This is a genomic window from Arthrobacter sp. B0427-1-12, from assembly GCF_059092905.1.
Genome location: NZ_JBNHIC010000027.1, coordinates 16,859 through 41,593 on the forward strand (window position 1 = coordinate 16,859; position 24,735 = coordinate 41,593).

Consider the following 24,735-nt stretch of genomic DNA (forward strand, 5'->3'; position numbering starts at 1 on the left):
CGGTGCCCGGTCTAGCGGAGTTTGTACCGGGCCACCAGTGTGATCATTGCGCCGGCAACGACGGCGAACACTGTCACGGTCAGGAACTCCGCCCGTGTGACCAGCATGGTCAGCGTGGCCGCGGCCAGGAGCACCGCGGAGAGAACCAGGAGCTCGAGAACCGTAGCCGCTGCCTCTCCGGCGCGGGCTGCCTTCCCGCCGCTGGTCACCGCCGGAAGAACGACGGCGGCCCCGGCCACCGCGGCGAACGTCACCAGGCCGGGAACAGTGGACAGGAACGTCACGGCGCCCCAGAGGATCCGCGCGGGCCATTCCAGCGCCCACACAGCCAGGCCGTCCTGGGCCCATTGCGGGCCGGCGTCGAACGGGCCGGCGGCAAGCTCCGGATGGGCGATGAAAACATACCGCCAGCCGACCACCAGGCCCACCAGCAGCAGCATCACCAGCAGCCGGTCCGGCAGGGGCTCCGGGAGCAGGACCCGCCGGCGGCGGACCGTCATCCAGACAAAGAGCAGACAGCCCGCGGCCAGGATAAAGCCAGCCGCCAGGTAGGCGGTGTACAGCGGAACCAGGGCCGCCCAGCCCAGCAGGTTATGGAGGTCTGCGCACTGCGGGACGGCATGGCCGAAGGCCAGCCACAGCCAGAAGAGAGCCGAAGCGGCCACCACTGCGATCCTGCTGATCCGGGACCGCAGGCCCGCGGCTTTCTGCAGCAGAATGCCGGTGCTGTAGGCGCCGGCTCCGGTGAACAGCAGCATGAACAGAAGGGCGATGCCGAAACCGGCACCGTCTGACTGCACCTGGTCGCAGGAACCGAAAAGGCAGGAGAAGACGCCGGCGAAATTCTCCGCAGCACGCCCAAGTGAATCCAGGATCACTAACTACCCCCGAAAATTATTGTGGGCCGGGCAAGTGCCCGGCCCACAACCTCGTCCCCCAACAAGTGTCCCCATCTGCTCCAGTGGACGCCTCTAGGCTAAGCGGCCCGGAGAACGGTTTAACGCAAGATTTTGGCAAGATTCGTACAAGAAACAGGCGGGGTGAATCCGGCCACCGCTGGTACGTTGGAATCCGACGGTGGAGGCAGCATGATCAAGGACGAGCCGGCCGGGGCCGGGTGGAGCCGGGAGGTCCTGGACTTTATCGACGCCTGCCGGTTTCCGCGGCTTGGAGGCATCCGGATCTCCGAGGCCTTCGCGGAGGACCACAGGGCCTTCATCGACGTGACCGCTGACTATATCTCGCGTCGCGGGCGGCGGATTCCGGTCCGCGTCTACTGGGTGGACACCGGTGGCTCCAGGTCCCAGCGGATTTCCCTCCGGGGCAGGGGCGCGCCGCTGAAGGCCGGTGCGGCCTGCTTCTCCCGGCTCGCGCTGCGGGCGGGCCTATTGCTGGAGCGGAAACGGGCAGCCAGCGCCCTGCGCGCCGCGGTAACCGTCTGCTTGACGGCAACGATTGCCCGGAACCGGCTGGTGGCGGACTATCTGGGTGTGGTGCTGGAGGACGTGAAGCTGTCCGCCGAGCTGATGCAGATCGGGATTGATGACGGGTTCAGCGTGGCCGAGAGCCGAGCGAAGATCGCCGCCAACCGGGCCATGGCCGTGGCCACGCTGAATGATCTGGCGCATGTCCACTCAAGCGGGAAATCCTGACGTCCCGTTTGAGTGGAAATGCTAGGCGGCCAGTTCGAAGGCCGGGTTCGGCTTAATGATGCGCAGCCGGTAGCTGCTCTGGTCAGGGTCGACGGCGGGCGGCAGGTGGCGCGTCCTGGAGCAGGAGTGCAGTGCTGCCAGCGCCTCCGGCTCCACGTGGGCATGGCTCAGGTCGAAGACCAAGGCCATGTTGGAAAGCAGTGAGTTGACCCGTTTAGCCACGACGTAGAGGGCCTGAATGCTCCTGTGGGTCACGTTGCCGCGGACTTCAATGTTCGCGGAGACACCGTCCAGATCGAGGCGGACAAGAACACGGAGTTTATGGTTCATTATCTTCATTCCGGGAGTTTGGGCGGCCACGCCGTTGTGACCGCAATAAACCTTACGGGAGAAATGTGACCTCCGCAACACGGGATTTCATCGATCCGTCCTGTGACGGCTCCGGTTACTCCGCAGGTGCATCCATCGGCTGGCCTGCCGGCTCGTCCGCCGGCAGCTCGAAGTCGTTGAGTCGCACGATGGCCCAAGGGCCCGCATCATCCACTGATGTCGGTTCTATATCCCGCAGTGAAACAGCCTTCAGGGCACTGACAATGTGCGCCGTTTCCGTGGAATCGACGTACGCGGTCTTCATGAGCTCCCAGCTGCCCTCCAAGAGTTCCGGGTTGTCCAGCGCTTCGGCCAGTTGTACTCCGTCGAGGTTCTGGCGACTCCGGAAGACGCGCAGAGGCAGGGGTTCGCCCTGCTTTTCGGAACGCTTCACCGCCGCAAAATAGCTGCCTGTTTCAGTCATGCGTCGAGTCTAGGCCGTCCTTGGTGTCGTAGCCAGCAGGGGGATCAGGCAGTGATTGCCGCGGCGAAGCGGCGCGCCGTGGCCCTGGATCCGGGGTCGGCGGTGCGCCGAGCCGCGAAGGCCGAGTCCGAGCGGTATGTGTCGTGTCGGCCGGCGCCGGACACCAGGGTCTGGGTGACCGGGCTGCTGCCGGTCACCCAGGGCGTGGCCGTGCACGCCGCCCTGACCCGGCACGCGGACACCCTGCGCGCCCGGGGGATGCCCGGGGGCGGGGGCAGATCATGGCCGACACCCTGGTCGAACGCGTCACCGGCCAGGCCGCCGCGGCGGACGTGGATGTGGCGGTGCAGCCGGTGATGACCGACCGGACCCTGTTCGCCGGGGACAGTGAACCGGCCTGGCTGGAAGGCTACGGCACGCTGCCGGCCGAATGGGCCGCACCCGGCTCAACCCCGAACAGCCCGGCGGGGGGGCCAGTGTGGCGACGGCGCGTCAGCCGCGTCCGGCGCGTCCGGCGGTTCCGGCACCCGGGAGCTGGTGGGGATGGATTCGCGGGCCCGGCTGTTCCCGGCCGGGCTGCGCCGGCTGCTGGTGATCCGGGACCGGTGCCGAAACGGTCCCCGGCGTCCGGCATACCGTCAAAACCACCACCCCCACCGGCCACACCTATTACTCGACCGCACCCCCGCTGCCCGGAACACCTGCAGCCCGAACACCGGCCCGAAGACCAATAGCCGCAGCGCCAATGTCTGGGACCACCGGGCCGAAACCTTAATGGCCCCAGCCGGCACCCATCTGTCGTGGGCTTGGCCCGATCGACGTTGTCTGGGCAGCCTGAGCAGCGCTTTTCAGGTGCGGGGAGGTGGGCATGCCCTGCGCGGACGCGGGCATGCCCGGGCAGGGGGACTTAGCCCTCGCAGTCGAGGCAGTAGGTCATGCCGTTCTTCTCACGGGCTTTCTGGCTGCGGTGCCGCACCAGGAAACAGGAGGCGCAGGTGAACTCGTCGGCCTGCATCGGAATGACCCGTACCTGGAGCTCTTCGCCGGACAGGTCTGCCCCCGGCAGATCAATGCCTTCGGCGGTGTCGTTTTCGTCCACGTCCAGGACGGCGGTCGGCGTACCCTTGCGGGCGGACTTCAGTTCCTCAATGGAGTCGGTTCCCTCGTCCTCGTTGCTGTTCCGGGGTGCGTCGTAGTCGGTTGCCATTACGGCTTGTCGTCTCCTTGTAGTCGAAATGCTGTCGAAGCATTAGACATCCCTGAGGCGAAAAGTGCAACAGCTTGTTGCTAATCTCACTAAGCGGCGAGTCCCATGGCCGCTGGCGAGGGGGCGATGTGCGCGGGCTCGAGGATGGTCAGCAGGTATTCGGCTCGTGACGGATCAATGGCGGCGGGCAACCGCCCGGCTGCCGAGCAGGCCTGCAGTTGTGCCAGGGCTTCCGGCTGGACCCGCGCCTCGCTGATGTCGAGCAGCAGTTCCAGGCCGGGGACAATCGAGTTCGCCCGCTTGGCGACAACATACAGGGCTTGGATGCTCCTGCTGCTGACGTGCCCGCGGACAGCAATCCGGGCAGATCCACCATCGAGGTCCAGGCTTACCAGTACGCGCAGTTTGTGATTCATGATTCTTCGTCCTTGAAGTTTCATCGGCGTCAGTGGTTCAAACGCATGCCACAGTACGGGCAGAAATGTGATGCACGCAACATTGGGAGTCATGTGCTGACTTATAGGCCGTAAACCATTGGCAGCTCTTGACGCATCCGGCGGGCCAAAGGTATTCGTGCTGTTCGGCGACAAAATTGGACCCTTCGGCGACTGCGGCCGCCGTCGGACAGAATTCCCGACCGTTCGGTCCGGGGCTGTGGCAAAATAAACGGGGTCCTGTGACCGGCTGCATAGCGGCGCCGGCGATTGGGTGCAGGGCTTCTCCCACCGAAAATCACGTTAGGAATCTGTTGGCGTATGGCCACAAACAATAATCCCCCCGCGGGAGAGCCGGTCCTGTCGATGATCGACACGGACGGGGGCGCTCCGGCCAAATGGAAGGTCATTGGTCCCGGTCTGGTCGTCGCCGCCACCGGCGTTGGTGCGGCGGATATGGTCGCCACCCTCGTTGCCGGTTCCCGCTACGGCTATGCGCTGTTCTGGGCGGTAATCGTCGGCGTCATCCTGAAGATCGTCCTGGTTGAAGGCGCTGGGCGCTACACACTGGCCACCGGCAAGACCATCTTCGAAGGCTGGCGCACGCTCGGGCGCTGGACCACCTGGTACTTCGGTCCCTACATCATGATCTGGGGCTTCGTCTACGGCGCGACGGCGATGTCCTCCGCCGCGCTGCCGCTGGCCGCGCTCTTCCCCGGCGTGCATCTGACCATCTGGGCAGTGCTGATGGGGGTGGCCGGCTTCATCATGGTGTGGTTCGGCAAGTACGCCTTCTTCGAGAAGATCACCGCGGTGCTGGTGGGCATGATGTTCGTGACCGTCGTCGGCCTGGCCGTCATCGCCGTGCCGAACATCCCGGCCATGCTGGGCGGCCTGGTGCCGACCATCCCCGAAGGCGGCGTCCTCTATACCCTGGCTCTGGCCGGCGGCGTCGGCGGCACCATCACCCTGGCCGCCTATGGCTACTGGCTGCGTGAAAAGGGCTGGTACACGCCCAAGTGGATGCGCGTCATGCGGATCGACAACACCATGGCCTATGTGATGACGGGCATCTTCGTGATCGCCATGCTGATCGTCGGAGCCGAGGTTGTCCAGGCGGCAGGTGTGTCGCTGAGCGCCGGTGACAAGGGCCTGCTGGACCTGACCGAGGTGCTCAAGGACCGCTACGGCGACTTCATCGGCACCTCCTTCCTGGTGGGCTTCTGGGCCGCGTCCTTCTCCTCGGTGATCGGCGTGTGGAACGGCGTGAGCCTGATGTTCGCCGACTTCTGGGGCAACATCCGCGGCAAGGAATCCGGCCACCCGGATACCCGCATCGGCGGCAAGTACTTCAAGTTCTATGTCTTCTGGCTGACCTTCCCGCCGATGATCCTGTTTGCCCTGGGCCAGCCGATCGGCCTGATCCTGGCCTACGGTGTGCTCGGCGCGCTGTTCATGCCGTTCCTGGCGCTGACGCTGCTGGGACTGCTCAACGGCAGGCGGGTGCCCAAGGAATGGGCCAACCGGCTGCACACCAATATTGCCCTGGGCATCTGCGCCATCTTGTTCGGCGTCCTGGGCGTGCAGCAGTTGGTGAAGGCTGTGGCGCCGCTGTTCGGCGGCTAGCAGTCGCACCGGCGCTCAGTGGAAGTTCGACGGCGGGAGGGACACCTTGGGTGCCCCTCCCGCCATCGTCTTGTTCACCGTCGTCTTGTTCATCACGTTTGGCTATCTTTTCCTTAGGCAACCAACCTGCCGGCCAGAAACTGTCACTGCTGCATGCGACGATTATCCCGTCAATCTCCTCCGATCCTGGGAGGAAAGAAGCAAGGCCGTTTCATCACTTTGCGCCCCGCAACGCGGGGCCTTGCCAGCATGCCGAACGAAGTCTCGCACTGACTATTAGAGGGGAATCCGATGGGAAAGATTTTCAATCCGCCGCCGTCCTGGCCGCAGCCGCCGGCAGGGTGGACGCCGCCGCCCGGCTGGGAGCCGGACCCGGCGTGGGGGCCGGTGCCGGAGGGTCACCAGTTGTGGATTGAGGAGGACCAGAACTTTCCGGTGGCCGGCTTTGCCGCTCCGGGCGGGATAATTCCGGGCGGGATAATTCCGGGCGGCCCGGCACCGATGGGCGGGGCGTCCGGCAATGCCTCCGGCTCCTACCGGGCTCCTGACTACCCGGCTCCCAGCTATCCGGGCACGGCTCACCCGGCGTCCGGCTACCCGTCGTCCTCTTACCCGGGCGCCGGCTACCCCGGCTTGCCCGGAGCTCCTGCGCCGGCACCCAAGTCGCCAGGCAAGGGCCTGGCCATCTCCGCCCTGGTCGTGGCCATCGTGGCCCTGGTGCTGTGCTGGATTCCGTTCATCAACTTCTTTGCCTTCTTCCTGGGCCTCGTGGCCCTGGGCCTGGCCATCGCCGCGCTGGTCATCACCGTCCGGCGGAAGTCCACCGGCCGCGGCTTGGCCATCGCCGGCGGCTCCATCGCCCTTGTCTCCCTGATCGGCGTCGTCATCACCCAGCTGATCGTCATGGCTGCGCTCAACGACGTCAGCGCCACCCTGGAAGACTCCGTTGACGGCGAACGCGCCCAGACCGCAACCGAGCAGGAGGAGGTCGCTTCCGCGGTGCTGACCCCCATCGGCCAGTCCGCGCCCGTCAGCAGCAACTACGAAGTCACCGTGTCCGAGGTCGTGCTGAACGCCAACGAGCGGCTCGCCGCCGCAAACATGTTCAACGAACCACCGGTCGGCCAGTACGTCGCGGTGCAGCTGGATGTCACCTACGTCGGCACCGAGGAGGGGGATCCCTGGCTGGACCTGTCCCCGACGTTCGTGGGCTCGGATGCCCGGCAGTACTCCGCCACCGCCTGCATGGCCACCACCGAGATGCCGTCCTTCGACGTGCCGACCCTGGAGAACTCCGGCAGCGGTACGTACCAGGAGTGCTTCGATGTACCGGCGGACGCGATTGACGGCGGCAAAATCTTCGTCGAGTCGGATTCCTTCGGGGACGAAGGCCGGGTCTACTGGGCCATCCGGTAACCTCACCTTTCCGGCGGGAATCAAAGCGTACGACGGCGGGTGCCCACCCGCCGTCGTACGCTTTCCTTTTCTGCGCGCAGGTCAGTCGCTGGCCGGGCGTTCCTGCAGCACCCACCCGTTGCCGTCCGGATCGCTGAAGAAGACGAACGAGTTCCAGGGGCCGCCGTGCCCGTCGATCCAGTCCCCGTTGTCGAAGTGCCGTACAGCGGTGGCGTCGACGCCGCGCTCGACCAGCTCGGTGCGGGCGGCATCGATATCATCGACCACCAACTGCACGCCCTGCAGCGTTCCGGGCGCACTGGTGGTTCCGGAGCCCAGCACGATCGAGCAGCCGGAGCCGGGCGGGGTCAGCTGCACGAAACGCAGCTTGTCATCGACTGTCGTGTCCAGATCGACCGTGAAACCCGCTTTCTCGGAGTAGAACGCCTTGGCCCGGTCCACATCGGCGACCGGTACCGGGATGACTTCGATTTTCCAGTCCATGAGTGCAACCTTGCCACTTGGGGCTTCCGGCGGGAATGCCCCTTGACCTGCGCTTCGGAGGAGGGACAGGCTGGAACCGGCACGGGCAGGCGCAGCAGGAAGGGGCAAGGATGACCCACAGGAACAAGACGCCGGAGGACCTGGGCATCGACCTGACGGAAGGCAAGCCGCAGCAGCTGTACCGTTGGTTCCTGGCCTGCCTGCTCTTCGCCCGTCCCATCCAGCAGGACATTGCGGCCAACGCCTACACGCTGCTGATCCAGCGCGGCTTCACCAGTCCGAAAAAATTCGGGCCCGTCGGACGAGAGCCGCTGCGCCGGATCCTGGACCATGCCAAGTATTCGCGCTACGACTACGTCACCACGGACGAACTGCACGAGGTGATGGCCCAGGTGATCGAGCGCTACGGCTCGGTCAACCGCATGGTCAAGGGCGCCGCATCCGCCGAGGACCTGCGGGAGCGGCTGCTGGAATTCAAGGGCTTCGGGGACAAAGCGGCGGAGATCTTCCTGCGCGAGGTGCCGGCGAAGTTCAACGGCAAAAAGCCGTCAGGCGATTGAGCGGGGCATCCATCGGGTGGTCCGCGCTGAGCGGGCCGATGCCCGGTACCACTGGAGGCAGAAGACAAAGATCAGCGCCGCATCGACCACCGACCCGCCGTAGTACATGAGCATGCTGCCGGCCTCCGCCTGCTCAGCGGGCACGCCGGCGGGCGGGGAGGCGTAAAGATATTTTGCCAGGACATTGTGTGCGGCCAGCGCGAGCAGCAGCACGGCGGCCCGCAGGCGGAAGCCGGAACGGTGCGGGTTCGGGTCGACCCCAATGATCGCGGCGGTAAAGAGGTAGCCCGCGGCGAGGACATGGATGTGGACCAGCAGGAACACCACCGGATGGGCATGCATCCCCGCATACAGCCCGCCGGTATACAGCAGCCAGAGCCCGCCGGTGTTGAGGACGGCGGCCGTGATCGGGTGGGTCAGGAAACGGACCGGCCGGCTTCGCAGCAGCCGCGCCAGGCGGCGGGCCGGCGCCGGGTGCAGTGCCCGCAGCGCCAGCGTGAACGGTGCGGCCAGCACCAGCAGCAGCGGCGCAAGCATGCCCAGCAGCAGGTGCCCGGTCATATGGGCGGTGAAGTCGCCGTGGCCGGCCCGGGCCAAGGGACCGACGACGGCGGCACCCGCCGCCGCGGCGCCGGTCACCCAGGAGGCGGTCCGGTACCAGGGCCAACGTCCGCGGCGCCGGGCACCGAGCACACCGCCGAGATAGGCGGCCAGAGCCAGCACCAGCGCCGCCGCAGCGAACAGTTCCAACGGAACCGTGCCGGCGTCGTACCCGTGCAGGTGGGCGGCGGCCACGTCAACCGGCGGCAGCAGCACGGGCATGCGGCCGGGAGCGCACCAGCAGCAGGGCGCCGATGGCGATCAGCAGCGCTGCGCTGATGTTCCAGGTGAGGTCGTAGGGGAGCAGGTCCACCTCGTACCGGATCTGGTGCAGACCCATCAGTTTGTGCTGGATGGTGCCGTCGTAGAGCTGGAAGACGCCGGCACCCAGCAGGATCCCGCCCCACCACGTTGCGGGCCGCAGCGCCTGCCGGCGCCTCAGGTCAGCGAACAGGAACAGCCCGCCGATGGTGGCGAACCAGCTCACGGCGTGGAACAGGCCGTCAGAGACAAGGCCGACGTCGGTGGTCGACAGATCGTAGAAGTGGTGCCAGTGCAGCAGTTGGTGGAACACCGTTTCGTCGATGAACGCCACGAGTCCGACACCGAACAGCAGGCCGGACACCAGGTTGCGCCGGTACATGGCCTACCGCCCCTGATCCTTCTGCTTGCCTTCCTCGGCAGCCTGTTCCAGGTCCGCGTCGGAGAGGATCCGTTCATCAGGATCGAAGGTGTTGCCGCCGGTCTCGAACCGCAGCTTCTCCATATACGGCGTCGGCTCCTTGCGCCGGTAGCCGGCGAACTCCTTAGCGTAGTAGGCGCGCGCTTCCTCCGCATTTTTCTCCCCGGCGACAATGTCCCGCATCAGGTTCAGCGCCAGGAAGTTCGCCTGCTCGTCGTGGCAGCGGGCCGAGACCTCGCCGGCCGTCCGCTCCACGACCACGCTGCCGTCGAAGCGGGCCAGCTCGGAGAATTTGTCCACCGGCACGCGGAAATCGATGAAGCTTTCCACGGAGTCGGTGTGCGGGGCGGGGAAGTCGTGCTGGAAGAACGCCTTGGACGCGATCACGCGTTTACAGTCGCTGACGTTGTGCCACAGCAGCATCGAGTCGGTCTTTTCGTCCGGCTCGCCATGGGTGTCGAGGACCAGTTGGGCCGCCTCACGCGACTCGTCCGGCCAGTCGTGGATGATGTCTCGTGCCTTGCGGTCCAGCATGCTGATCCAGCTCCTTCGCGAGGGAACGTCTGTGGGAATAGTCCGGCGGACGGTCACCTCCGAGTCTGGCACCGCTGGCGGGCGTCGGCAAGGACAGCGCGGTGACGGAGGCCGCCCAAAGCGGGGGACCGGCGTCGTAAGCTGAAGCCACCCGCCGCCAACCGAAAGGACCACCGTGACCCTGCTGCCCAAGGTCGAACTGCATCTGCACATCGAAGGAACGCTGGAGCCGGAGCTGATCTTCGCGCTGGCCGCGCGGAACGGGATCACGCTGCCGTACGCCGACCTCGAGGAGCTGCGGCGGCAGTACGAGTTCACGGACCTGCAGTCCTTCCTGGACCTGTATTACAGCAACATGGCGGTGCTGCGCACCGAGCAGGACTTCGCGGACATGACCCGTGCGTACCTGAAGCGGGCGGCGGCCGCGGGGGTGCGGCACGCGGAGATCATGATGGATCCGCAGGCGCATCTTGCCCGCGGGGTTGCCCTGGAAACCTGCGTCCACGGCGTGGCGTCCGCGCTCGCCGAGAGCGAGGAGGAATTCGGCATCAGCACTGAGCTGATTGCCGCGTTCCTGCGGGACGAACCGGCCGAGGATGCGCTCGCTGTGCTGGAGCAGCTGCTGGCCATGGGCGCGCCGATCATTGGGATCGGCCTGGATTCTGCGGAGGTCGGCAACCCGCCGCGCCATTTCGCTGCGGTGTTCGAACGGGCCCGCCAGGCCGGCCTGAAGTGCATTGCGCACGCGGGGGAGGAGGGGCCGGCCGAATACATCCGTGAGGCGCTGGACGTGCTGCAGGTGGCGCGGGTGGACCACGGCATCCGCTGCATGGAGGACGAGGAACTGGTGGAGCGGCTGGTGGCCGAGCAGGTTCCGCTGACCGTCTGCCCGCTCTCCAACGTCAGGCTGCGCGCGGTGGACACGCTCGCGGACCACCCGCTGCCGCGGATGCTTGAGCGCGGGCTGAATGTCTCCGTGAACTCGGATGACCCGGCCTACTTCGGCGGCTATGTGGAGGAGAACTTCCGGCAGCTGCGGGAAACCTTCGGCTTCTCCGCGGACCAGCTCGCAACGCTGGCGGAGAATTCGGTGCGGTCCGCCTTCGTGACGGATGTACGACGGCGGGAGCTGCTCGCCGAGGTGCGCCAGTGGCGGGCCGGCCTGCAGGGGTAAGCGGCGCCGGCAGGGTCGGCGGAGGCCGCCGGCCGCCTCATGTGACGGTTCACCTTGCCGTTACCGGGCGTTGGCGAGCTGGACGGACGGGCGCGGCAGGATGCCACAGGGGGACAGCAAGAACATCCACTGTGAAGGACATTCATTCCTTATGGCATCCCGCATGACCAAGCTCATCACCACATCCACGGCCGCCGTCGTCGGCCTCTCCCTGTTCGCGGCGCCGGCCGCCGTTGCGCAGGACGCAGCCCAGCAGGGGCAGAACGGCCAGACCGCACCGACGCTCATCGGCCACCGCGGTGCCGCCGGCGTGGCTCCGGAAAACACCATCGCGGCGTTCAAGGCCGGCCGCGCCTCAGGCGTCGACATGTTCGAGATCGACGTCCAGCTCAGTGCCGACGGCGTGCCGTTCCTGTTCCACGATGACGCCCCGGCCCGCACCACCAACGTGGAAGAGGTCTTCCCGGAGCGCGCCAACGATCCGATCACCTCCTTTACCTGGGCGGAACTGCAGCAACTCGACGCCGGATCCTACTTCGGCCCGAAGTTCGCCGGCGAGCGCATCCCGCACCTCGACGACGCCGCCCGGATCGGCACCAACACCACCGGCGTCTTCATCGAGATCAAGTCCCCGAAGAACTCCCCGGGCGTGGAGCAGGTTGTCGCCGATGAACTGGCGAGCAACCCGGACTGGCAGAAGCTGGTCGCCGCGGACAAGGTCAAGGTGCTGGGCTTCGATGAGGCCTCCAACCGCGTCTTCTCCGAACTGGCGCCAGAAATCCCGCTGCAGCAGCTCTCCGGTACCATCCCGGATCCGGCCACGCTTGAGTCCTGGGACGAATTCGCCGATTCCGTGGGCACCAACTACCGCAACCTGACTGCTGAGCAGGCCGCCAGCGTGAAGGCCGCCGGCATGCTGATCGGCGTCTACACGGTCAACTCCCCGGAGGCCGTGCAGCACTCGATCGACCTGGGGGTCGACGTCGTCACCACCGACTTCCCGGAGCAGGCCAAGCGCTTCATCCAGGGGCAGAAGGTGTACCCGGAGGCCAATGGCATTGAGATCGTCGACGCCGTCAACAACCCGGCCGGCAGCGACGTGCAGCCGGAGAACGGCGAGCACGTTGTCCTGCGCAACACCAGCAGCCGCAGCATCGACGCCAGCGGCTACACCCTCCGCGACGCCGCCAACAACATCCTGCGCGTCGGCGACGGCTACGTGATGGCGCCGGGCGCGGAACTGCGCGTCTACACCGCCACCGGCACCAACACGGCGGACCGCTACTACAACGGCGGCACGGCCTCTGTGCTGAACAACACCGGCGATTCCGTGGCCCTGTGGACCCCGCAGGACCAGCTGATCGACCAGTTCGCGAACTAACCCGCCGGGGGCATGTACCCCGAGTGGCAAATGCCTGCCCGGTGGCCGAGGATTCTCGGCCACCGGGCATCTTTTTCGAGAATCACTGATAGGAGCACGATGAAACCCGAATCATGGCCTCAGGTAAACCTGGGTCGGCGGAGCTTCCTGCAGCTCGGCGGGGTCAGCGCGGCGGCGGTTGCCATGGGCATCGCCGCCCCGGCCGATGCCGTTGCAGCTCCGGGACACGTTCCCGACGGTGTCTTCGGCCTGGGCGTCGCCTCCGGCGATCCCCGCGCTGATGGCATGGTGCTGTGGACCAGACTGGCACCCGAACCGCTGGCCGCTGACGGGCACGGCGGCATGCCGCTGCGGCAGGTTCCGGTGCAGTACGAAGTCGCCGCGGACGAACGGTTCACGCAGGTCGTTCAGCGCGGCACGGCCGTAGCTTCGCCCGAACTCGCCCACGCCGTTCACCCCCAGGTACGGGGACTGGAACCGAACCGCCCATATTTCTACCGCTTCCGCGTGGGGAACCAGATCAGCCCGGTGGGCCGGACCAAGACGTTGGCGGCGCCTGGGCAGACAGTGCAGGCGTTCAGCTTCGCCACGGCCTCCTGCCAGGCGTGGTACCACGGGCACTTCAGCGCCTACAAGCACATGGCCAACGAGGAGCTTGACGCGGTCTTTTTCCTGGGCGACTACATCTACGAGTACGGAATCACCGGGAGCAATATGTGGCGTCAGGGAGCCTCGGTGGGTCCGGAGCACAGTGTCGAGATCGAGACGTTGGAGCAGTACCGGCTGCGCTACTCGCTGTTCAAGTCCGATCCGTACCTGCAAGCGGTCCACGCCAAGGCACCCTGGCTTATGACCTGGGACGACCACGAGGTCCAGAACAACTACGGCTCCGCAGATTCCCGCTATGGCATCGCTCCCGAGCACTTCGTGCACCGGCGCGCCGCTGCCTACCGCGCCTACTACGAGAACTTGCCGCTGTCCCTCGACAGCCTGCCCACCGGACCGGACAGCCGCATTTACCGGCGGTACGACGTTGGCTCGCTGGCCCGGCTGAACGTCCTCGACACCCGCCAGTACCGTGACCCGCTGCCAGCCGGCACCGAGGAACAGTTCGCAGCGGACCGGACGCTGCTGGGCCACGAACAGGAGCAGTGGCTGTACGACGGCATGGTCGGCTCGCCCGCCACCTGGAACGTCCTCGCCAACGGCGTCACGGTCTCCGCGATCACCGAGGACCGCACGGACCAGTGGGACGGCTATCCGGCCAACCGGCGGCGTCTCACGGAGGCCATGCAGAAGTCGAGCAACCCCGTGGTCCTCACCGGAGACATCCACAAGCACGTGGCCGCGGAGCTGAAGGCCGACTTCGCCGCCCCGACGTCGAAGACCGTGGGCGTGGAGCTGATCTGCACCTCAATCGCTTCCGACGGTGACGGCGCGGCCACCGACCGTTACACCGCGGACTGGATGCAGCATCCCTACGTCAAGCTCTACGACGGCCGCCGGGGCTATGTGCACTGCCGTATGACGCCGCAGGAGCTGATTTCCGACTTCAAGATGGTGCCGTGGATCGAGGCCGATGCCGATGCTCCGCTGGAGACGATCGCCCGATTCCGGACAGGTGCGGGCAACCCCGGACTGGAAAGGTTGATCTAAGCGATGACTACAACGAATCTGTCCCGGCCCCGGGCCGTCACCGGCCTGCGCGGAACCGGAGAGCTCGCACGCATCATCATCGATTGGGAGCCGGCTCCCTGGGAAACTGTCGTTGACCATTATGCGGTCTACGCAGTCCGGGGCACCGGCAGTGCCCCGATCACGCCGTCGAACCTGCTGGCCAAGACCATCTATCCGCGCTTCGTGCATCAGGGGCTCGGCCCGCAGGCAAGCGAATGGACTTACCGGGTCGTCACCGTGAACGCCGCCGGTACCAGCAGCCAGCCGTCCAACCCGGTGCGGGTCGCCAGCCAGGCGTCGGTTACCGTGTCGGGCACCCCGGTGGCAGTTGTCGGGGACTTTGACGGCAAGGGCCTGGAGTTCGCGCTCTCGCCCAACGGATACTCGCAGTACAACGCCACCTTCCCCGACGGCGTCGACTTCCGTTACGGGACGGATAGTGCGGGCACCGGCTGGAGCTATTTGCAGCCCGGTCCCGCCGACGGTTGGGCCGGCCGGCGAAACCACCTGTTCCGCCTGCGGTTCGACCGTGCCGAGGCACCTGCCCAGGACCTGGACCTGGCGCTTTGGCTCATCGACAGCCACGCGAGTATCGCCGGCTCGGTGGTGCTGACCATCAACGGAACCACTGTTGACCGGGTCGCCTTCGAAGGCGGTGCCACCAAGGGCTCGCTCCAGGGCGACAGCACTGTTCCAGGGTCCCCGCTGAAGCCGTCCTTCATTGAACGTCCGCTCGCCCGGAGCCTGTTCAAGGCCGGAGAAAACGTCGTCGAGCTGTTCAAGGATGAAGGATCCTGGATCGCCTACGACGCGATAGGCCTCTTCGCCCGGGCTTAGCGGCATCCCAACCGCCCAGGACCAGTCGAAGTCAGGGTTTGCCGGCGAGGGCACGGGCAGCACATCCCGTTCTCGCGGCAAAACCCTGACTTCGGCCGGTCCCTGATTCCGCGAACACCAGCCCCTGCGCCTGGCGAACAAGCCCAACGGCGCGGACATGCATGGCATCGCTGAACACCTACGGCATGCTGGCCTGGATGCCGACGATGTTCACCGATTCCGGCATGGACCTGGCAGCGGCCGCGGGCGCGTTCTCCATCTTCAGCTTCATGACCCTGCCGATGGCCTTCATCACCCCGATTCTGGCCACCAAGCTGAAGAACCCGTTCCCGCTGGCCGCCCTGGTCTCTGTGGTTGCACCCGTCGGTTACATCGGCATGATGGCCGCGCCGGAGGCGGCACCGGTCTGGGCCTTCATCACCGGCATCGGTGGCGGAGCGTTCCCGCTGGCCAGCGCGATGTTCAACCTGCGTACCCGGACGGCCTCGGGCTCGGCCGCTATCTCGGGCTTCGCGATGGGCGTGGGCTACCTGTTCGGCACCCTGGGTCCGCTGCTGGGAGGGGCACTTTTCTCCGCCACCGGCGGCTGGACGGTTCCGCTGATCGCCTACGCGTCCACCGGCGTCCTGATGCTCATTGGTGCGGCCATGATGACCAAGCGCGGCAGGTTCCTCGAGGACAAGTTCGAGGTTTCGGCAGCCGCCTAGCCCGACTGCCCCGTTCACTCAGCCGCAGGTGCCCGATTCGGCCTCGAATCAGGCATCTGCGGCTGAGTCATGGGGGAAATGGGGCCAGCGGATGGCGAAGATGATTAGATGCTGGTAGCTGATCGTCCATCCTGAGGAGTTTTCTGTGTCCAAGGTCCTGCCTTTCCGTTACCTCTTTGGCCCCGGCCCCACCAATGCCTACCCGGAAGCGACGGCGGCACTGGGCTATCCGCTGCTGGGGCACCTGGATCCGGCGTTCATTGAGCGACTGGACCACACCTGCGAAGGACTGCGGCAGGTCTGGGGGACCGCCAACGCCCGCACCTTGCCGCTGAGCGCCACTGGGTCCGCGGGCATGGAGGCGGCGTTCGTGAATACTGTGGGTGCCGGCGATGTGGCCGTGATTGCGGTCAACGGCCTCTTCGGGGAGCGGATGTGCGATGTTGCGGCCCGCTGCGGCGCCGAGGTAGTCCGGGTGGATCATGAATGGGGCCAACCGGCGGATCCGGAGCGCGTGGCCGCGGCACACCCGAACCCGAAGGTAATCGCCGCCGTCCACGCGGAGACGTCCACCGGCGTGCTGTCCGACATCCAGGCCCTCGGCAAACTGAAGGGGGACGCGCTGCTGCTGGTCGACGCCGTCACCTCCATCGGCGGCATCGAACTGCGCGCGGACGACTGGGGGATCGACGTCGGCTACGCCGGCACCCAGAAGTGCCTCGGCGTCGCTCCCGGGCTTGCGCCGTTCACAATCTCCGACAGGGCCTTCGAACGCCGTATCGAGAAGCCGCAGTCCTGGTACCTGGACCTGGGGCTGCTGGGCGGCTACGCGGGTGGGGCCACCGGCGGGCGGACGTACCACCACACGGCGCCCGTGGCCATGATCGCCAGCCTGGAGGCGGCGCTGGACCGCATTCTCGCCGAGGGGCTGGAGAACGTCTGGAAGCGGCATTGGGACGCCGGCACCGCGCTGCAGAACGGGCTGGAGGAAATGGGCCTGAAGCTGTTCGCCGCGGAGGGTCACCGCCTGCCGGAGCTCACTACGGTCCAGGTCCCGGACGGTGTGGACTCCGCTGCGGTGCGCGCTTATCTGTTGGATAACTTCAAGATCGAGATCGGCGCCGGCGTCGGGCAATTCGCCTCCACGGTGTGGCGGATCGGACTGATGGGTCCGAATGCGGATCCGGCGTCCGTCGCCCTGATCCTGGGTGCGCTGAAGGAAGCGATCGCCAAAGCATAAGGAGGGCGGCACGAGCTAGGACAGGGCCAGGTCCTGGCTCCGCCACCAGCGCACGGTGGCCGCTGCCGCCTCGGCCAGCGGGGTCGGGCCCAGGCCGAGCAGTTTCTCGCTGCGGCCCGAGTCCATGATGAACGGCGCCTCGAACTGGTACAGCATCTCCGCCAGCTCGCGTGCGTCCGCATTGAGTAGTCCGGCCGTGCGGATCAGCCAGCCCGGCAAGGAACCGACCTTCGGCATCGGCATTCCGGCTGCGCGCGCCATGGCCTCAGCCATTCCGCGCTGGGTGACAGCCGGCCCGGTAGGCGCGTGCAGCACCGAATTCCACACCTTCGGATCGTGGGCGGCGGCAATCATGGCCGCCGCCAGGTCCGGTACATAGGTGAACGAATGCGGGACATCCGGGGCGCCCAGCACCCGGATGGTCCGGCCGGCCAGAACCGCGGGCACCATCCGCTCACCGGCATGGGCGTTGCGGACGTGCGGACCGAAGAAAGCGGAGGCGACGACGCTGACCGTGGGTACGGCGGAGTCCTCTCGGGCCTTCAGCAGGCGGGTGCGGATGCCCCGCTTGCCGGCAGAGGCGTTCCGGGAGCTGGCCTCCGTCATCGGCTGGTCAGGACGGTCATAGGCATAGAGGCTTTCCGGGAAAACCACCACGGCGCCTGCCCGTCCGGCTGCGGCCAGCACGGTCTGCTCTGCGGCGGGCAGTTCGCGCGCCCAGGCCTGGGCGCTGTAGGCGGAGCCGTGGATGCAGTGGAAGACCGCGGCGGCGCCGTCGAGCGCGCCCTCCAGCTGCTCCGGCCGGGAGACGTCGACCTTTCGCCGCTCCACCAGCGGGTGGTCCGGTCCGCTGCCGGAGCGCGTCAGCACGCGCACCCGGTGGCCCTCGCCGGCCAGCTGTTCTGCGATGGTCCGGCCGACGGGTCCGGCACCGGTGATTACGTGGAGGTCCGACATGGTGTGTGCCCGCTTCTGCGTCGAAGGAAATTGAGAGCAGTGCTCTCTGAGTCAAGAATGCGCTGCGCCCCCGCAGAAGTCAAGAGCACTGCTCTCATAAGTTGACATCGCTCTCAGCGGCGGTCAGGGTAGAGCCATGGACGGGACACCGCGGGAGCGCGCACGCGAACGTACACTGAACGACATCACCCGGATCGGCCGCGAGCACCTGGCCAGCCACGGAGCGGCGGCTCTGTCCCTGCGCGCCGTGGCCCGGGACCTGGGCGTCGTGTCCTCGGCCGTCTACCGCTACGTCAAAAGCAGGGATGAGCTGCTGACCCTGCTGGTGGTGGATGCCTACAACGACCTCGGCGACGAGGTGGACGCGGCCGTTGCGCGGGTCCCCGAGGACGATTACCTCGAGCGATTCCGCTCCCTGGGCCAGTCCGTACGGTCCTGGGCGCTGCGCGAGCCGGCGCGCTATGCGCTGCTGTTTGGCAGCCCCGTGCCCGGATACCACGCACCCGCCACCCGCACCATCGGCCCGGGTACGCGCGTGGTCCTCGCCCTCGTGCGCATTGTCGACGGCGCCTTCCGGGCCGGCGCGGCCGCCCCGCCCGCCGCCGCCCCGCCCGGCACCTCCCGGTTCGAGGGCGGGTTGGCCGCCGACCTGGCTGCCCTCCGGTCCGAACTGGACCTGGCTGTTCCTGACGCGGTCCTGGCCCGGGGGCTGCTGGTCTGGTCCTCCCTGTTCGGTGCGGTGGGTTTTGAAGTCTTTGGCACCTACGGAGCCGATACCATCGCCAGTCCGGCAGAACTGTTCGAGCACCACTTGGCGGTCCTGGCCGGCATCCTGGGACTCGCCTGACCGGGTACGACGGCGGCCGGTCACCTTTCGCGCGGAAAGGCGGCCGGCCGCCGTCGTACTTGTCCTGAATCTACTGCGCGCTGACGCTGATGAGCTTGAGGGGCGCCCCGGTGGAATCCGTGACGTCCGCCAGCCGGCCGTAGGGGGAGTCCTCGGCCGGGCGGACGATCTGGCCGCCCAGCGACGCCACCTGCTCCAGCGCCGCATCCACATCCTGGACCCCGAAGTAGACGGCCCAGTGGGACGGGACGCCCTCCGGGAGGAAGCCGGCGGCGTCCATGATGCCTGCCCGGGCGTTGTCGCCCTCGCCGAGGGTGGTGTAGCGGAAGTCATCCGAGTCGCTCATGATGTGCGTGTCCCACTTGAAGACGTCCTGGTAGAACTTCACGGCGGCCTGATAGTCCCGGGCGTACAGTTCGTGCCAGCAGGGGGCGCCGGCCTCACCCATCACGTCGAAGCCCTGCCGCCGGTCCGGCTGCCAGCCGCCCAGCATCGCGCCGGCAGGATCCGCCAGCAGCAGCATGGTGCCCTGGTCCGCAACCTGCATGGGCTTCATGAAGATCTGTGCGCCGGCCGCCTCGGCGGCCTCTGCGGTGGCCTGGGCATCGGGGGTGGACAGGTAGGTGGTCCAGGCATCGGGGGCACCGGTTTCGGGGCTGTTCTGCATCATGCCGCCGATGGCCTGGCCGTTCCTGGAAAAGATGAAGTAGTGGCCGAATTCTTCGCCCATGTCCGTGGCGGTCCAGCCCAGCAGCTGGCCGTAGAAATCGGCGGATTTGGCGGGGTTGGAGGAGTTGAGGTCGATCCAGCAGGGAGTTCCGGGCAGGGAAAAATCGGGCGTGGACATAGCGTCTCCTTGGGTTCTGCAAGAGCGGGAGGGCAGACATCCTCCACTGCGACCCTAGTACCGGCACAGCGGCCGGACAAGGGGTCCGTTACCAACCCTTGACCTGCTTGAGCGTCGGTGGTGGACTCGAGGATAGAGCTGCCTCGGCAACCCTGTGACTGCAATCGACTGCATTGACGCCTGAAAAATCGTCAGAGAAATCCAGGGAAGGAAGCGTCATGAATGAAAATCCGTCCTATGCGGAAGGTGACGACCGTGCCATCCTGACCAACCGTCAGGGGCATCCCGTCTACGACAACCAGAACCAGCGGACGGTGGGACCCCGTGGTCCGGCCACCCTGGAGAACTACCAGTTCCTGGAGAAGATCAGCCACTTCGACCGCGAACGCATCCCGGAGCGCGTGGTCCATGCCCGCGGCTTCGTGTCCTACGGCGAATTCGAGGCCACCGGCAAGTGGGGCGATGAGCCGGTCAGCAAGTACACCCGGGCCAGGCTGTTCCAGGAGGCCGGGAAGAAGACCGACGTCGCCGTCCGCTTCTCCACCGTGATCGGCGGACACGACTCCTCCGAGGCCGCCCGTGACCCCCGCGGCTTCGCCATCAAGTTCTACACCGAGGAGGGCAACTGGGACCTGGTGGGCAACAACCTGGCCGTCTTCTTCATTCGGGATGCGATCAAGTTCCCGGACGTGATCCACTCGCTTAAGCCGGACCCCGTCACCTTCCGCCAGGACCCCGCGCGGATCTTCGACTTCATGTCCCAGACCCCCGAATCCCTGCATATGCTGGTGAACCTGTTCAGCCCGCGTGGCATCCCGGCGGACTACCGGCACCAGCAGGGCTTCGGTGTAAACACCTATAAGTGGTGCAACCAGGCCGGGGAGACCGTGCTGGTGAAGTACCACTGGATTCCGAAGCAGGGGGTCAAGAGCCTGACCGAAGAGGACGCGGCCAATATCCAGGCCATGGACACCGGCCACGCGTCCAAGGACCTCTTCGAGGCGATCGAGCGCGGCGACTACCCGCAGTGGGACCTGTACGTGCAGATGATGAGCGACGACGAGCACCCCGAGCTGGATTGGGATCCGCTGGACGACACCAAGGTCTGGCCGGAGAACGACTTCCCGCCCAAACTGGTGGGCACCATGACGCTGAACCGCAATGTGATCGACCACCACAATGAGAATGAACAGATCGCTTTCGGCACCGGAGTGCTGGTGGACGGGCTGGACTTCTCCGATGACAAGATGCTGGTGGGCCGCACCTTCAGCTACAGCGATACCCAGCGCTACCGGGTGGGCCCGAACTACCTGCAGCTGCCGGTGAACTCGCCGAAGGCTCCGGTGGCTACCAACCAGCGCGGCGGGCAGATGTCCTACATGGTGGACCAGGGCGAAGGCCAGAACCCGCACGTCAACTACGAACCGTCCATCACCGGCGGACTGAGGGAGGCGCAGTACGCCACGGAGGACATCGAAGGTCCGGAGCTGACGGGCCGGCTGACCCGGGCCCGGATCCCGCGGACCAACGACTACCTGCAGGCCGGGCAGCGCTTCCAGCTGATGGAGGACTGGGAGAAGGACGACCTGGTGCTCAACTTCACCACGCTGATCGGCCAGGCCGACCGCCGGGTGCAGGAACGCATGGTCTGGCACTTCTTCATGGCCGATGACGAGCTGGGCAAGCGCGTCGGCGACGGACTGGGCATCTCCGCCGACGACGTCAAGGACCTGGGGCCGCTGGCCACGCAGACGCTCTCCGAGGCGGAACTGGAGCGAGTCAAGAACCTGGGCAACAACGGACCGCGGAATGTCGAAGGCCTGAAGATGACGCACTGCGTGCCGAACGAGCGGGTGGTGGTGCAGCGATAGGCCGCGTCTCCGGTCGGCGCGCCTTGCCGAACAAACCGGCCCTCGCTAGCCTTAACGACGCCATTAGGTTGCTCCTACTACCCCTCCTATGAGGGGAGATCGGCAGTCCACCATGGACTTTCCAGAAACCCACCCCGCCGGCAACAGCCCCGTCCCGGGCGGTGGTGCCGGCGCGGACGATATGGCCCGCGCAGCCGAAGCCAGGCCCGATTTCCACAACCTCTCGGTCGAGGAATCCGTGGCAAAACAGGGAGCATGCGCGCGGATCCACGTGCCGACCGGCCGGGTCTGCACCCTGCCGCACAAGCATTCCGGCTCCTGCCACTTCGTCCCACCGGAGGAAGTTCAGGGAAGCCTGCAGCGGGACCATGCCGGCGGCACCCCCTAGCCGGCCATAGCAACAGGAGGACGACGGCGAAACCTCAGGTGCCGCCGTCGTCCTCCTGTATGCCGGTGCCGGTCAGTAGCGGTCCGGATCGCGCCCGAAGATGAAGCGTCGGCCGGTCACCTTGGTGTTGATGGTCAGTTCCGCCAGCTTCGTGCCGGGGTTGGTGCGCATGGTCAGGAAGCCGTTCCGCGCCACGAAGTTGATCGGGTAGATGTCCGGCTCGTTGGCGATGCTGAGGGCGATCCGGCCATGCTGGCCGTTCTCGAGCGGCTTCCAGGATTCCTGGGCCGATAGCTCGACAATCGGGTTCTCACCAGTGGTCATACCGGAAGTCTTCCAACCCGGTCCCGGCCACGTCAGAGGGCTTCTTATCCAATGAGATATGTCCGCGGTCTGCGGGGTAGCGGGTCAGCGCTTGCCGGCCGCCTTGCGCTCGGCAACCTTCCGGGCCTTCTTCGACATCGGCTTGAGCGCCTTGCGGGCGGCCTCTTCCTCGGCGATCCGGTTCTTCCGCGCGGCGACCAGGGTGTTCCACAGGTCGGCGCCGAACCGGGAGCCGTCCTGGCCGTAGACGTCGAAGGCGTAGCTGGCGAACAGTCCGGATGTGCCGCCGTCGGCCAGCGAGCCGGTTTCCTGCTGCGCATAGGCGTCGCCCAGGGCCCAGATGTCCGTCAGGATCCGTGCCAGGTTGTCCCTGAGGAATTCATTGACATTCCCCGCCCGCGAAGCCTCATCGACGGCGGCGGCAGTGCGCCGGTCCAGGAGCTGCACGGCCGTGGCCTCGCCGGCCGTCAGCTGCTCCCGGTGCGCGGTGAAAGCGGTTTCCCAGTCGGTTGTTTCGCGGGCCTTCTGCCAGGTGGGGTACCAGACCACGTCGTCGGTGGCGTGGTTGTGGATGTGGTTCATGCCGGGAGCCGTGACGGCGTGGCTGTGCTCCTGGGCGTCGTGCTCGGCCTGCAGTCCGGCGAGGGTCAGGGTGTTCGTGGCGTCCGGCATGGTGGTCCTTCGTCGTCGTTCAAAAAAGTTGTCCCTTGAAGTAACCTGCGGATGGGCCCGGGTTATTCCGACAAGCCCCCTGAGCTGCCAATGAGCCGCGAAACCTCACTTTCTGCGGATTTGGGGCCCAGTTCCAACCAAAAGTGAGGTTTCGCGGGGAAGCCCGTTACAGGAGCTGGCCGGCGGCGGCGTCCTTGCGCAGCTGCAGCGGAGTGATGCCGAAGCGGCACTTGAAGGCGCGGGTGAAGTAGGTCTGCGAGGCAAAGCCGAACTCGGCCGCCAGCTGCCCGATCGGCGTGGTGGCCGCTGCCGGATCCGTGAGGGTGTCGCGGGCCAGGTTGAGGCGCTCGTCGAGGATGAAGCGGCTGGGCGCCAGGCCGGCTTCGGCGAAGATCCGGGCGAGGTGGCGTTCGCTGATTCCGACGGCGGCCGCCACCTCGGGCGCGGACAGGTCGGGATCGCGCAGGTGCAGGTCGATGTACGCCTTGGCGGCGGCAAGGTAGCCGCCGCCGGCTTCCGAGCCGCCGGTGATCAGCAGCCGCAGCAGCTCCAGTGCGGTCTGCTCCACCTGGTCCGGATCCGCCTCGGGGCTGCGCAGGGTGGCGCTGACGAGCTTCGCCAGGGCCAGGGCATGGTGGTTGATCGAAGCGCCGCGGTTGAAGTCGAACACCACCGGCTTGCGCAGCGGTTTGCCGCCGCTGAGCTGCAGGTAGTAGGAACGCGGGAGGGTCAGCACCAGTTCCTGCAGGCCGCTGCAGAAGCCACGCATGAACGGCAGATCGGCGTCGTACATGATCGCTTGTCCCGGGCCGAGGAACTCATGGCCGCCCGGATGATGGAAGAACGCGTCGCCTTCCAGAGCGAAGAAGACGGCGACGACGTCGGTTGGATGGTCCCGGATGTAGCTCTGGGAGCGCTCGACGATCTGGGCGCTGCCCTTGACGTGGGCGAACCGGAGCGCAGGATAGTTCAAATTGAGTTCGCAGGCCTCCAGCGGGGCCTCGTCCAGGGTCCGGATGTCCAGCGAAATCAGTGCCCTGGCATTGTGGTACTCCCACAACGGGACGCGGTTGGTCTTGGCGATTCCCGACGTCGAAAACCGCAAGGGCTTGAGGCCATGCGGCCCTCCGCCAGCCGGCGCCGACGGCTCCGCCCGGCGCTGCTGTTCGTTCATGGTGGTGTCGAGTGTACCGCTGATAGCCACGGCCGGCACCGATAATGGTGGGATGAATTCCTCTGCTGCGCCTGCCCCCGATCCTTTGATGCGCTGCCCGTGCCTGAGCGGCGAAAGCTACGGCAATTGCTGCGGCCGGTTCCATTCCGGGGAGGCGGCGGCGCCTTCGGCGGAGTACCTGATGCGGTCCCGCTACTCGGCGTTCGCGGTGGGCGATACGGCGTACCTGATGGCGACCTGGCACTCCCGGACGCGCCCGGCGGCCATCGAGCTCGACCCCGAGCAGCGGTGGATGCGGCTGGATATTCTCCGGGTGAGCCGCGGCGGGATGCTCGATGTGGAGGGAACCGTCGAGTTCCGGGCGTTCTTCCGCTACAAGGGTTCCGTCCACGAGCAGCACGAAGTCAGCAGGTTCACCCGCGAGGACGGGCGATGGGTCTACCTGGATGCGCGGTGACTGTGCTGATCTCGGACTGAATCGTTGACCATAAGCATGCTGACTAATATCATTACGGAATATAGCCCGTACGCCGTCGATAGTTGGGTCGGATGCGGCTTCTTTCGGTAACCGCCTCGAGTCCAGGGGCGCGAAACAGCTCCATCCAACCGTCAACTCCCGCTCAGACTAGGCGGGCGTCGAACGGCCTTCCGT

The 24,735-nt window shown here is 66.5% G+C and carries 28 protein-coding genes; 14 read left to right on the forward strand and 14 right to left on the reverse strand.

Features of this window, described 5'->3' with window-relative positions; translation table 11 throughout:
• Nucleotides 1–11: 11 nt before the first annotated feature.
• Nucleotides 12–878 (reverse strand): hypothetical protein, encoded by an 867-nt coding sequence (locus AC5RWU_RS15655; RefSeq protein WP_494030360.1) that lies wholly within the window; start codon nucleotides 876–878, stop codon nucleotides 12–14.
• 210 nt (nucleotides 879–1,088) lie between these two features.
• On the opposite strand from AC5RWU_RS15655, the gene AC5RWU_RS15660 reads away from it, so the two are divergent.
• Nucleotides 1,089–1,652, forward strand: a complete 564-nt coding sequence (locus AC5RWU_RS15660; protein WP_494030359.1) for a hypothetical protein — start codon at nucleotides 1,089–1,091, stop codon at nucleotides 1,650–1,652.
• 21 nt (nucleotides 1,653–1,673) lie between these two features.
• Here the strand turns inward: AC5RWU_RS15660 and AC5RWU_RS15665 are convergent, their stop codons facing one another.
• From AC5RWU_RS15665 to AC5RWU_RS15680, 4 genes are all read right to left on the reverse strand, one after another.
• Nucleotides 1,674–1,982: a hypothetical protein gene (locus tag AC5RWU_RS15665; RefSeq protein ID WP_494037060.1), complete on the reverse strand. Its 309-nt coding sequence runs from the start codon at nucleotides 1,980–1,982 to the stop codon at nucleotides 1,674–1,676.
• 115 nt (nucleotides 1,983–2,097) lie between these two features.
• Nucleotides 2,098–2,445: a hypothetical protein gene (locus AC5RWU_RS15670; protein WP_494030357.1), complete on the reverse strand. Its 348-nt coding sequence runs from the start codon at nucleotides 2,443–2,445 to the stop codon at nucleotides 2,098–2,100.
• Between the two features lie 907 nt (nucleotides 2,446–3,352).
• Nucleotides 3,353–3,652: a DUF4193 domain-containing protein gene (locus tag AC5RWU_RS15675; RefSeq protein WP_494030355.1), complete on the reverse strand. Its 300-nt coding sequence runs from the start codon at nucleotides 3,650–3,652 to the stop codon at nucleotides 3,353–3,355.
• A gap of 89 nt (nucleotides 3,653–3,741) precedes the next feature.
• The gene (locus AC5RWU_RS15680; RefSeq protein WP_494030354.1) at nucleotides 3,742–4,068 is read right to left on the reverse strand and encodes a hypothetical protein; all 327 of its coding nucleotides are present in this window, start codon (nucleotides 4,066–4,068) and stop codon (nucleotides 3,742–3,744) included.
• A 384-nt stretch (nucleotides 4,069–4,452) separates the two neighbouring features.
• Between AC5RWU_RS15680 and AC5RWU_RS15685 the strand changes: the two genes are divergently transcribed.
• Nucleotides 4,453–5,712 carry an Nramp family divalent metal transporter gene (locus AC5RWU_RS15685; RefSeq protein WP_494030426.1) on the forward strand — a complete coding sequence of 420 codons (1,260 nt, stop codon included), beginning with the start codon at nucleotides 4,453–4,455 and terminating at the stop codon, nucleotides 5,710–5,712.
• 291 nt (nucleotides 5,713–6,003) lie between these two features.
• Nucleotides 6,004–7,128: a DUF4190 domain-containing protein gene (locus AC5RWU_RS15690; RefSeq protein ID WP_494030353.1), complete on the forward strand. Its 1,125-nt coding sequence runs from the start codon at nucleotides 6,004–6,006 to the stop codon at nucleotides 7,126–7,128.
• Nucleotides 7,129–7,209: 81 nt separating this feature from the next.
• On the opposite strand, the gene AC5RWU_RS15695 is transcribed toward AC5RWU_RS15690, so the two are convergent.
• Nucleotides 7,210–7,611 carry a VOC family protein gene (locus AC5RWU_RS15695; protein ID WP_494030352.1) on the reverse strand — a complete coding sequence of 134 codons (402 nt, stop codon included), beginning with the start codon at nucleotides 7,609–7,611 and terminating at the stop codon, nucleotides 7,210–7,212.
• 110 nt (nucleotides 7,612–7,721) lie between these two features.
• Between AC5RWU_RS15695 and AC5RWU_RS15700 the strand changes: the two genes are divergently transcribed.
• Nucleotides 7,722–8,171, forward strand: a complete 450-nt coding sequence (locus AC5RWU_RS15700) for an HhH-GDP family DNA glycosylase (RefSeq protein WP_494030351.1) — start codon at nucleotides 7,722–7,724, stop codon at nucleotides 8,169–8,171.
• Here the strand turns inward: AC5RWU_RS15700 and AC5RWU_RS15705 are convergent.
• From AC5RWU_RS15705 to AC5RWU_RS15715, 3 genes are read right to left on the reverse strand one after another with little or no spacing between them, the layout of a single operon-like run.
• Nucleotides 8,160–8,993 carry a cytochrome c oxidase assembly protein gene (locus AC5RWU_RS15705; RefSeq protein ID WP_494030350.1) on the reverse strand — a complete coding sequence of 278 codons (834 nt, stop codon included), beginning with the start codon at nucleotides 8,991–8,993 and terminating at the stop codon, nucleotides 8,160–8,162. The two genes, AC5RWU_RS15700 and AC5RWU_RS15705, sit on opposite strands and share 12 nt — an antisense overlap.
• Complete coding sequence (locus AC5RWU_RS15710; protein ID WP_494030349.1) at nucleotides 8,968–9,414, reverse strand: DUF2243 domain-containing protein; 447 nt, start codon at nucleotides 9,412–9,414, stop codon at nucleotides 8,968–8,970. Before AC5RWU_RS15710 ends, AC5RWU_RS15705 begins: the two co-directional genes overlap by 26 nt.
• A 3-nt stretch (nucleotides 9,415–9,417) precedes the next feature.
• Nucleotides 9,418–9,987 carry a hypothetical protein gene (locus AC5RWU_RS15715; protein WP_494030348.1) on the reverse strand — a complete coding sequence of 190 codons (570 nt, stop codon included), beginning with the start codon at nucleotides 9,985–9,987 and terminating at the stop codon, nucleotides 9,418–9,420.
• Nucleotides 9,988–10,162: 175 nt separating this feature from the next.
• Here AC5RWU_RS15715 and AC5RWU_RS15720 point away from each other — a divergent pair, with 175 nt between their 5' ends.
• The 6 genes from AC5RWU_RS15720 (at nucleotide 10,163) to AC5RWU_RS15745 (ending at nucleotide 17,003) form a co-directional block, all read left to right on the forward strand.
• Nucleotides 10,163–11,161 (forward strand): adenosine deaminase, encoded by a 999-nt coding sequence (locus tag AC5RWU_RS15720; RefSeq protein WP_494030347.1) that lies wholly within the window; start codon nucleotides 10,163–10,165, stop codon nucleotides 11,159–11,161.
• Nucleotides 11,162–11,324: 163 nt separating this feature from the next.
• On the forward strand, nucleotides 11,325–12,542 hold the full coding sequence (locus AC5RWU_RS15725; protein ID WP_494037061.1) for a glycerophosphodiester phosphodiesterase family protein: 1,218 nt from the start codon (nucleotides 11,325–11,327) through the stop codon (nucleotides 12,540–12,542).
• Between the two features lie 99 nt (nucleotides 12,543–12,641).
• Entirely contained in the window at nucleotides 12,642–14,198 is a 1,557-nt protein-coding gene (locus AC5RWU_RS15730; RefSeq protein ID WP_494030345.1) for an alkaline phosphatase D family protein, read from the forward strand.
• A 3-nt stretch (nucleotides 14,199–14,201) separates the two neighbouring features.
• Nucleotides 14,202–15,056: a polysaccharide lyase family protein gene (locus AC5RWU_RS15735; protein ID WP_494030344.1), complete on the forward strand. Its 855-nt coding sequence runs from the start codon at nucleotides 14,202–14,204 to the stop codon at nucleotides 15,054–15,056.
• A gap of 161 nt (nucleotides 15,057–15,217) precedes the next feature.
• Nucleotides 15,218–15,763, forward strand: coding sequence for an MFS transporter (locus tag AC5RWU_RS15740; RefSeq protein ID WP_494030343.1), 546 nt, complete (start codon nucleotides 15,218–15,220; stop codon nucleotides 15,761–15,763).
• 145 nt (nucleotides 15,764–15,908) lie between these two features.
• Complete coding sequence (locus tag AC5RWU_RS15745) at nucleotides 15,909–17,003, forward strand: pyridoxal-phosphate-dependent aminotransferase family protein (protein ID WP_494030342.1); 1,095 nt, start codon at nucleotides 15,909–15,911, stop codon at nucleotides 17,001–17,003.
• A 15-nt stretch (nucleotides 17,004–17,018) separates the two neighbouring features.
• Here AC5RWU_RS15745 and AC5RWU_RS15750 read toward each other — a convergent pair whose 3' ends face one another.
• Entirely contained in the window at nucleotides 17,019–17,960 is a 942-nt protein-coding gene (locus AC5RWU_RS15750; RefSeq protein WP_494030341.1) for an NAD-dependent epimerase/dehydratase family protein, read from the reverse strand.
• Between the two features lie 136 nt (nucleotides 17,961–18,096).
• Here AC5RWU_RS15750 and AC5RWU_RS15755 point away from each other — a divergent pair, with 136 nt between their 5' ends.
• A complete protein-coding gene (locus tag AC5RWU_RS15755; protein ID WP_494030340.1) occupies nucleotides 18,097–18,807 on the forward strand; it encodes a TetR/AcrR family transcriptional regulator in 711 nt (236 codons plus the stop codon).
• Nucleotides 18,808–18,877: 70 nt separating this feature from the next.
• Here AC5RWU_RS15755 and AC5RWU_RS15760 read toward each other — a convergent pair whose 3' ends face one another.
• Nucleotides 18,878–19,654 carry a VOC family protein gene (locus AC5RWU_RS15760; protein ID WP_494030339.1) on the reverse strand — a complete coding sequence of 259 codons (777 nt, stop codon included), beginning with the start codon at nucleotides 19,652–19,654 and terminating at the stop codon, nucleotides 18,878–18,880.
• A 218-nt stretch (nucleotides 19,655–19,872) separates the two neighbouring features.
• Between AC5RWU_RS15760 and AC5RWU_RS15765 the strand changes: the two genes are divergently transcribed.
• The gene (locus tag AC5RWU_RS15765) at nucleotides 19,873–21,525 is read left to right on the forward strand and encodes a catalase (protein ID WP_494030338.1); all 1,653 of its coding nucleotides are present in this window, start codon (nucleotides 19,873–19,875) and stop codon (nucleotides 21,523–21,525) included.
• A gap of 112 nt (nucleotides 21,526–21,637) precedes the next feature.
• On the forward strand, nucleotides 21,638–21,913 hold the full coding sequence (locus AC5RWU_RS15770) for a hypothetical protein (protein ID WP_494002641.1): 276 nt from the start codon (nucleotides 21,638–21,640) through the stop codon (nucleotides 21,911–21,913).
• Between the two features lie 72 nt (nucleotides 21,914–21,985).
• On the opposite strand, the gene AC5RWU_RS15775 is transcribed toward AC5RWU_RS15770, so the two are convergent.
• The 3 genes from AC5RWU_RS15775 to AC5RWU_RS15785 form a co-directional block, all read right to left on the reverse strand.
• Nucleotides 21,986–22,237: a pyridoxamine 5'-phosphate oxidase family protein gene (locus AC5RWU_RS15775; RefSeq protein WP_494030337.1), complete on the reverse strand. Its 252-nt coding sequence runs from the start codon at nucleotides 22,235–22,237 to the stop codon at nucleotides 21,986–21,988.
• Nucleotides 22,238–22,321: 84 nt separating this feature from the next.
• Complete coding sequence (locus AC5RWU_RS15780; protein WP_494030336.1) at nucleotides 22,322–22,909, reverse strand: hypothetical protein; 588 nt, start codon at nucleotides 22,907–22,909, stop codon at nucleotides 22,322–22,324.
• Between the two features lie 166 nt (nucleotides 22,910–23,075).
• On the reverse strand, nucleotides 23,076–24,113 hold the full coding sequence (locus AC5RWU_RS15785) for a helix-turn-helix domain-containing protein (protein WP_494037062.1): 1,038 nt from the start codon (nucleotides 24,111–24,113) through the stop codon (nucleotides 23,076–23,078).
• A gap of 58 nt (nucleotides 24,114–24,171) precedes the next feature.
• On the opposite strand from AC5RWU_RS15785, the gene AC5RWU_RS15790 reads away from it, so the two are divergent.
• Nucleotides 24,172–24,540, forward strand: coding sequence for a YchJ family protein (locus AC5RWU_RS15790; RefSeq protein ID WP_494037064.1), 369 nt, complete (start codon nucleotides 24,172–24,174; stop codon nucleotides 24,538–24,540).
• Nucleotides 24,541–24,735: the final 195 nt, after the last annotated feature.

What these genes read in the sequence shown, in the direction of transcription:
- AC5RWU_RS15660 (WP_494030359.1), top strand. Translation starts at nt 1,089, where the DNA reads ATGATCAAGGACGAGCCGGCCGGGGCCGGGTGGAGCCGGGAGGTCCTG.
- AC5RWU_RS15665 (WP_494037060.1), bottom strand. Translation starts at nt 1,982, where the DNA reads ATGAACCATAAACTCCGTGTTCTTGTCCGCCTCGATCTGGACGGTGTC.
- AC5RWU_RS15670 (WP_494030357.1), bottom strand. Translation starts at nt 2,445, where the DNA reads ATGACTGAAACAGGCAGCTATTTTGCGGCGGTGAAGCGTTCCGAAAAG.
- AC5RWU_RS15675 (WP_494030355.1), bottom strand. Translation starts at nt 3,652, where the DNA reads ATGGCAACCGACTACGACGCACCCCGGAACAGCAACGAGGACGAGGGA.
- AC5RWU_RS15680 (WP_494030354.1), bottom strand. Translation starts at nt 4,068, where the DNA reads ATGAATCACAAACTGCGCGTACTGGTAAGCCTGGACCTCGATGGTGGA.
- AC5RWU_RS15685 (WP_494030426.1), top strand. Translation starts at nt 4,453, where the DNA reads ATGATCGACACGGACGGGGGCGCTCCGGCCAAATGGAAGGTCATTGGT.
- AC5RWU_RS15690 (WP_494030353.1), top strand. Translation starts at nt 6,004, where the DNA reads ATGGGAAAGATTTTCAATCCGCCGCCGTCCTGGCCGCAGCCGCCGGCA.
- AC5RWU_RS15695 (WP_494030352.1), bottom strand. Translation starts at nt 7,611, where the DNA reads ATGGACTGGAAAATCGAAGTCATCCCGGTACCGGTCGCCGATGTGGAC.
- AC5RWU_RS15700 (WP_494030351.1), top strand. Translation starts at nt 7,722, where the DNA reads ATGACCCACAGGAACAAGACGCCGGAGGACCTGGGCATCGACCTGACG.
- AC5RWU_RS15705 (WP_494030350.1), bottom strand. Translation starts at nt 8,993, where the DNA reads ATGCCCGTGCTGCTGCCGCCGGTTGACGTGGCCGCCGCCCACCTGCAC.
- AC5RWU_RS15710 (WP_494030349.1), bottom strand. Translation starts at nt 9,414, where the DNA reads ATGTACCGGCGCAACCTGGTGTCCGGCCTGCTGTTCGGTGTCGGACTC.
- AC5RWU_RS15715 (WP_494030348.1), bottom strand. Translation starts at nt 9,987, where the DNA reads ATGCTGGACCGCAAGGCACGAGACATCATCCACGACTGGCCGGACGAG.
- AC5RWU_RS15725 (WP_494037061.1), top strand. Translation starts at nt 11,325, where the DNA reads ATGACCAAGCTCATCACCACATCCACGGCCGCCGTCGTCGGCCTCTCC.
- AC5RWU_RS15730 (WP_494030345.1), top strand. Translation starts at nt 12,642, where the DNA reads ATGAAACCCGAATCATGGCCTCAGGTAAACCTGGGTCGGCGGAGCTTC.
- AC5RWU_RS15735 (WP_494030344.1), top strand. Translation starts at nt 14,202, where the DNA reads ATGACTACAACGAATCTGTCCCGGCCCCGGGCCGTCACCGGCCTGCGC.
- AC5RWU_RS15740 (WP_494030343.1), top strand. Translation starts at nt 15,218, where the DNA reads ATGGCATCGCTGAACACCTACGGCATGCTGGCCTGGATGCCGACGATG.
- AC5RWU_RS15750 (WP_494030341.1), bottom strand. Translation starts at nt 17,960, where the DNA reads ATGTCGGACCTCCACGTAATCACCGGTGCCGGACCCGTCGGCCGGACC.
- AC5RWU_RS15755 (WP_494030340.1), top strand. Translation starts at nt 18,097, where the DNA reads ATGGACGGGACACCGCGGGAGCGCGCACGCGAACGTACACTGAACGAC.
- AC5RWU_RS15760 (WP_494030339.1), bottom strand. Translation starts at nt 19,654, where the DNA reads ATGTCCACGCCCGATTTTTCCCTGCCCGGAACTCCCTGCTGGATCGAC.
- AC5RWU_RS15765 (WP_494030338.1), top strand. Translation starts at nt 19,873, where the DNA reads ATGAATGAAAATCCGTCCTATGCGGAAGGTGACGACCGTGCCATCCTG.
- AC5RWU_RS15770 (WP_494002641.1), top strand. Translation starts at nt 21,638, where the DNA reads ATGGACTTTCCAGAAACCCACCCCGCCGGCAACAGCCCCGTCCCGGGC.
- AC5RWU_RS15775 (WP_494030337.1), bottom strand. Translation starts at nt 22,237, where the DNA reads ATGACCACTGGTGAGAACCCGATTGTCGAGCTATCGGCCCAGGAATCC.
- AC5RWU_RS15780 (WP_494030336.1), bottom strand. Translation starts at nt 22,909, where the DNA reads ATGCCGGACGCCACGAACACCCTGACCCTCGCCGGACTGCAGGCCGAG.
- AC5RWU_RS15790 (WP_494037064.1), top strand. Translation starts at nt 24,172, where the DNA reads ATGCGCTGCCCGTGCCTGAGCGGCGAAAGCTACGGCAATTGCTGCGGC.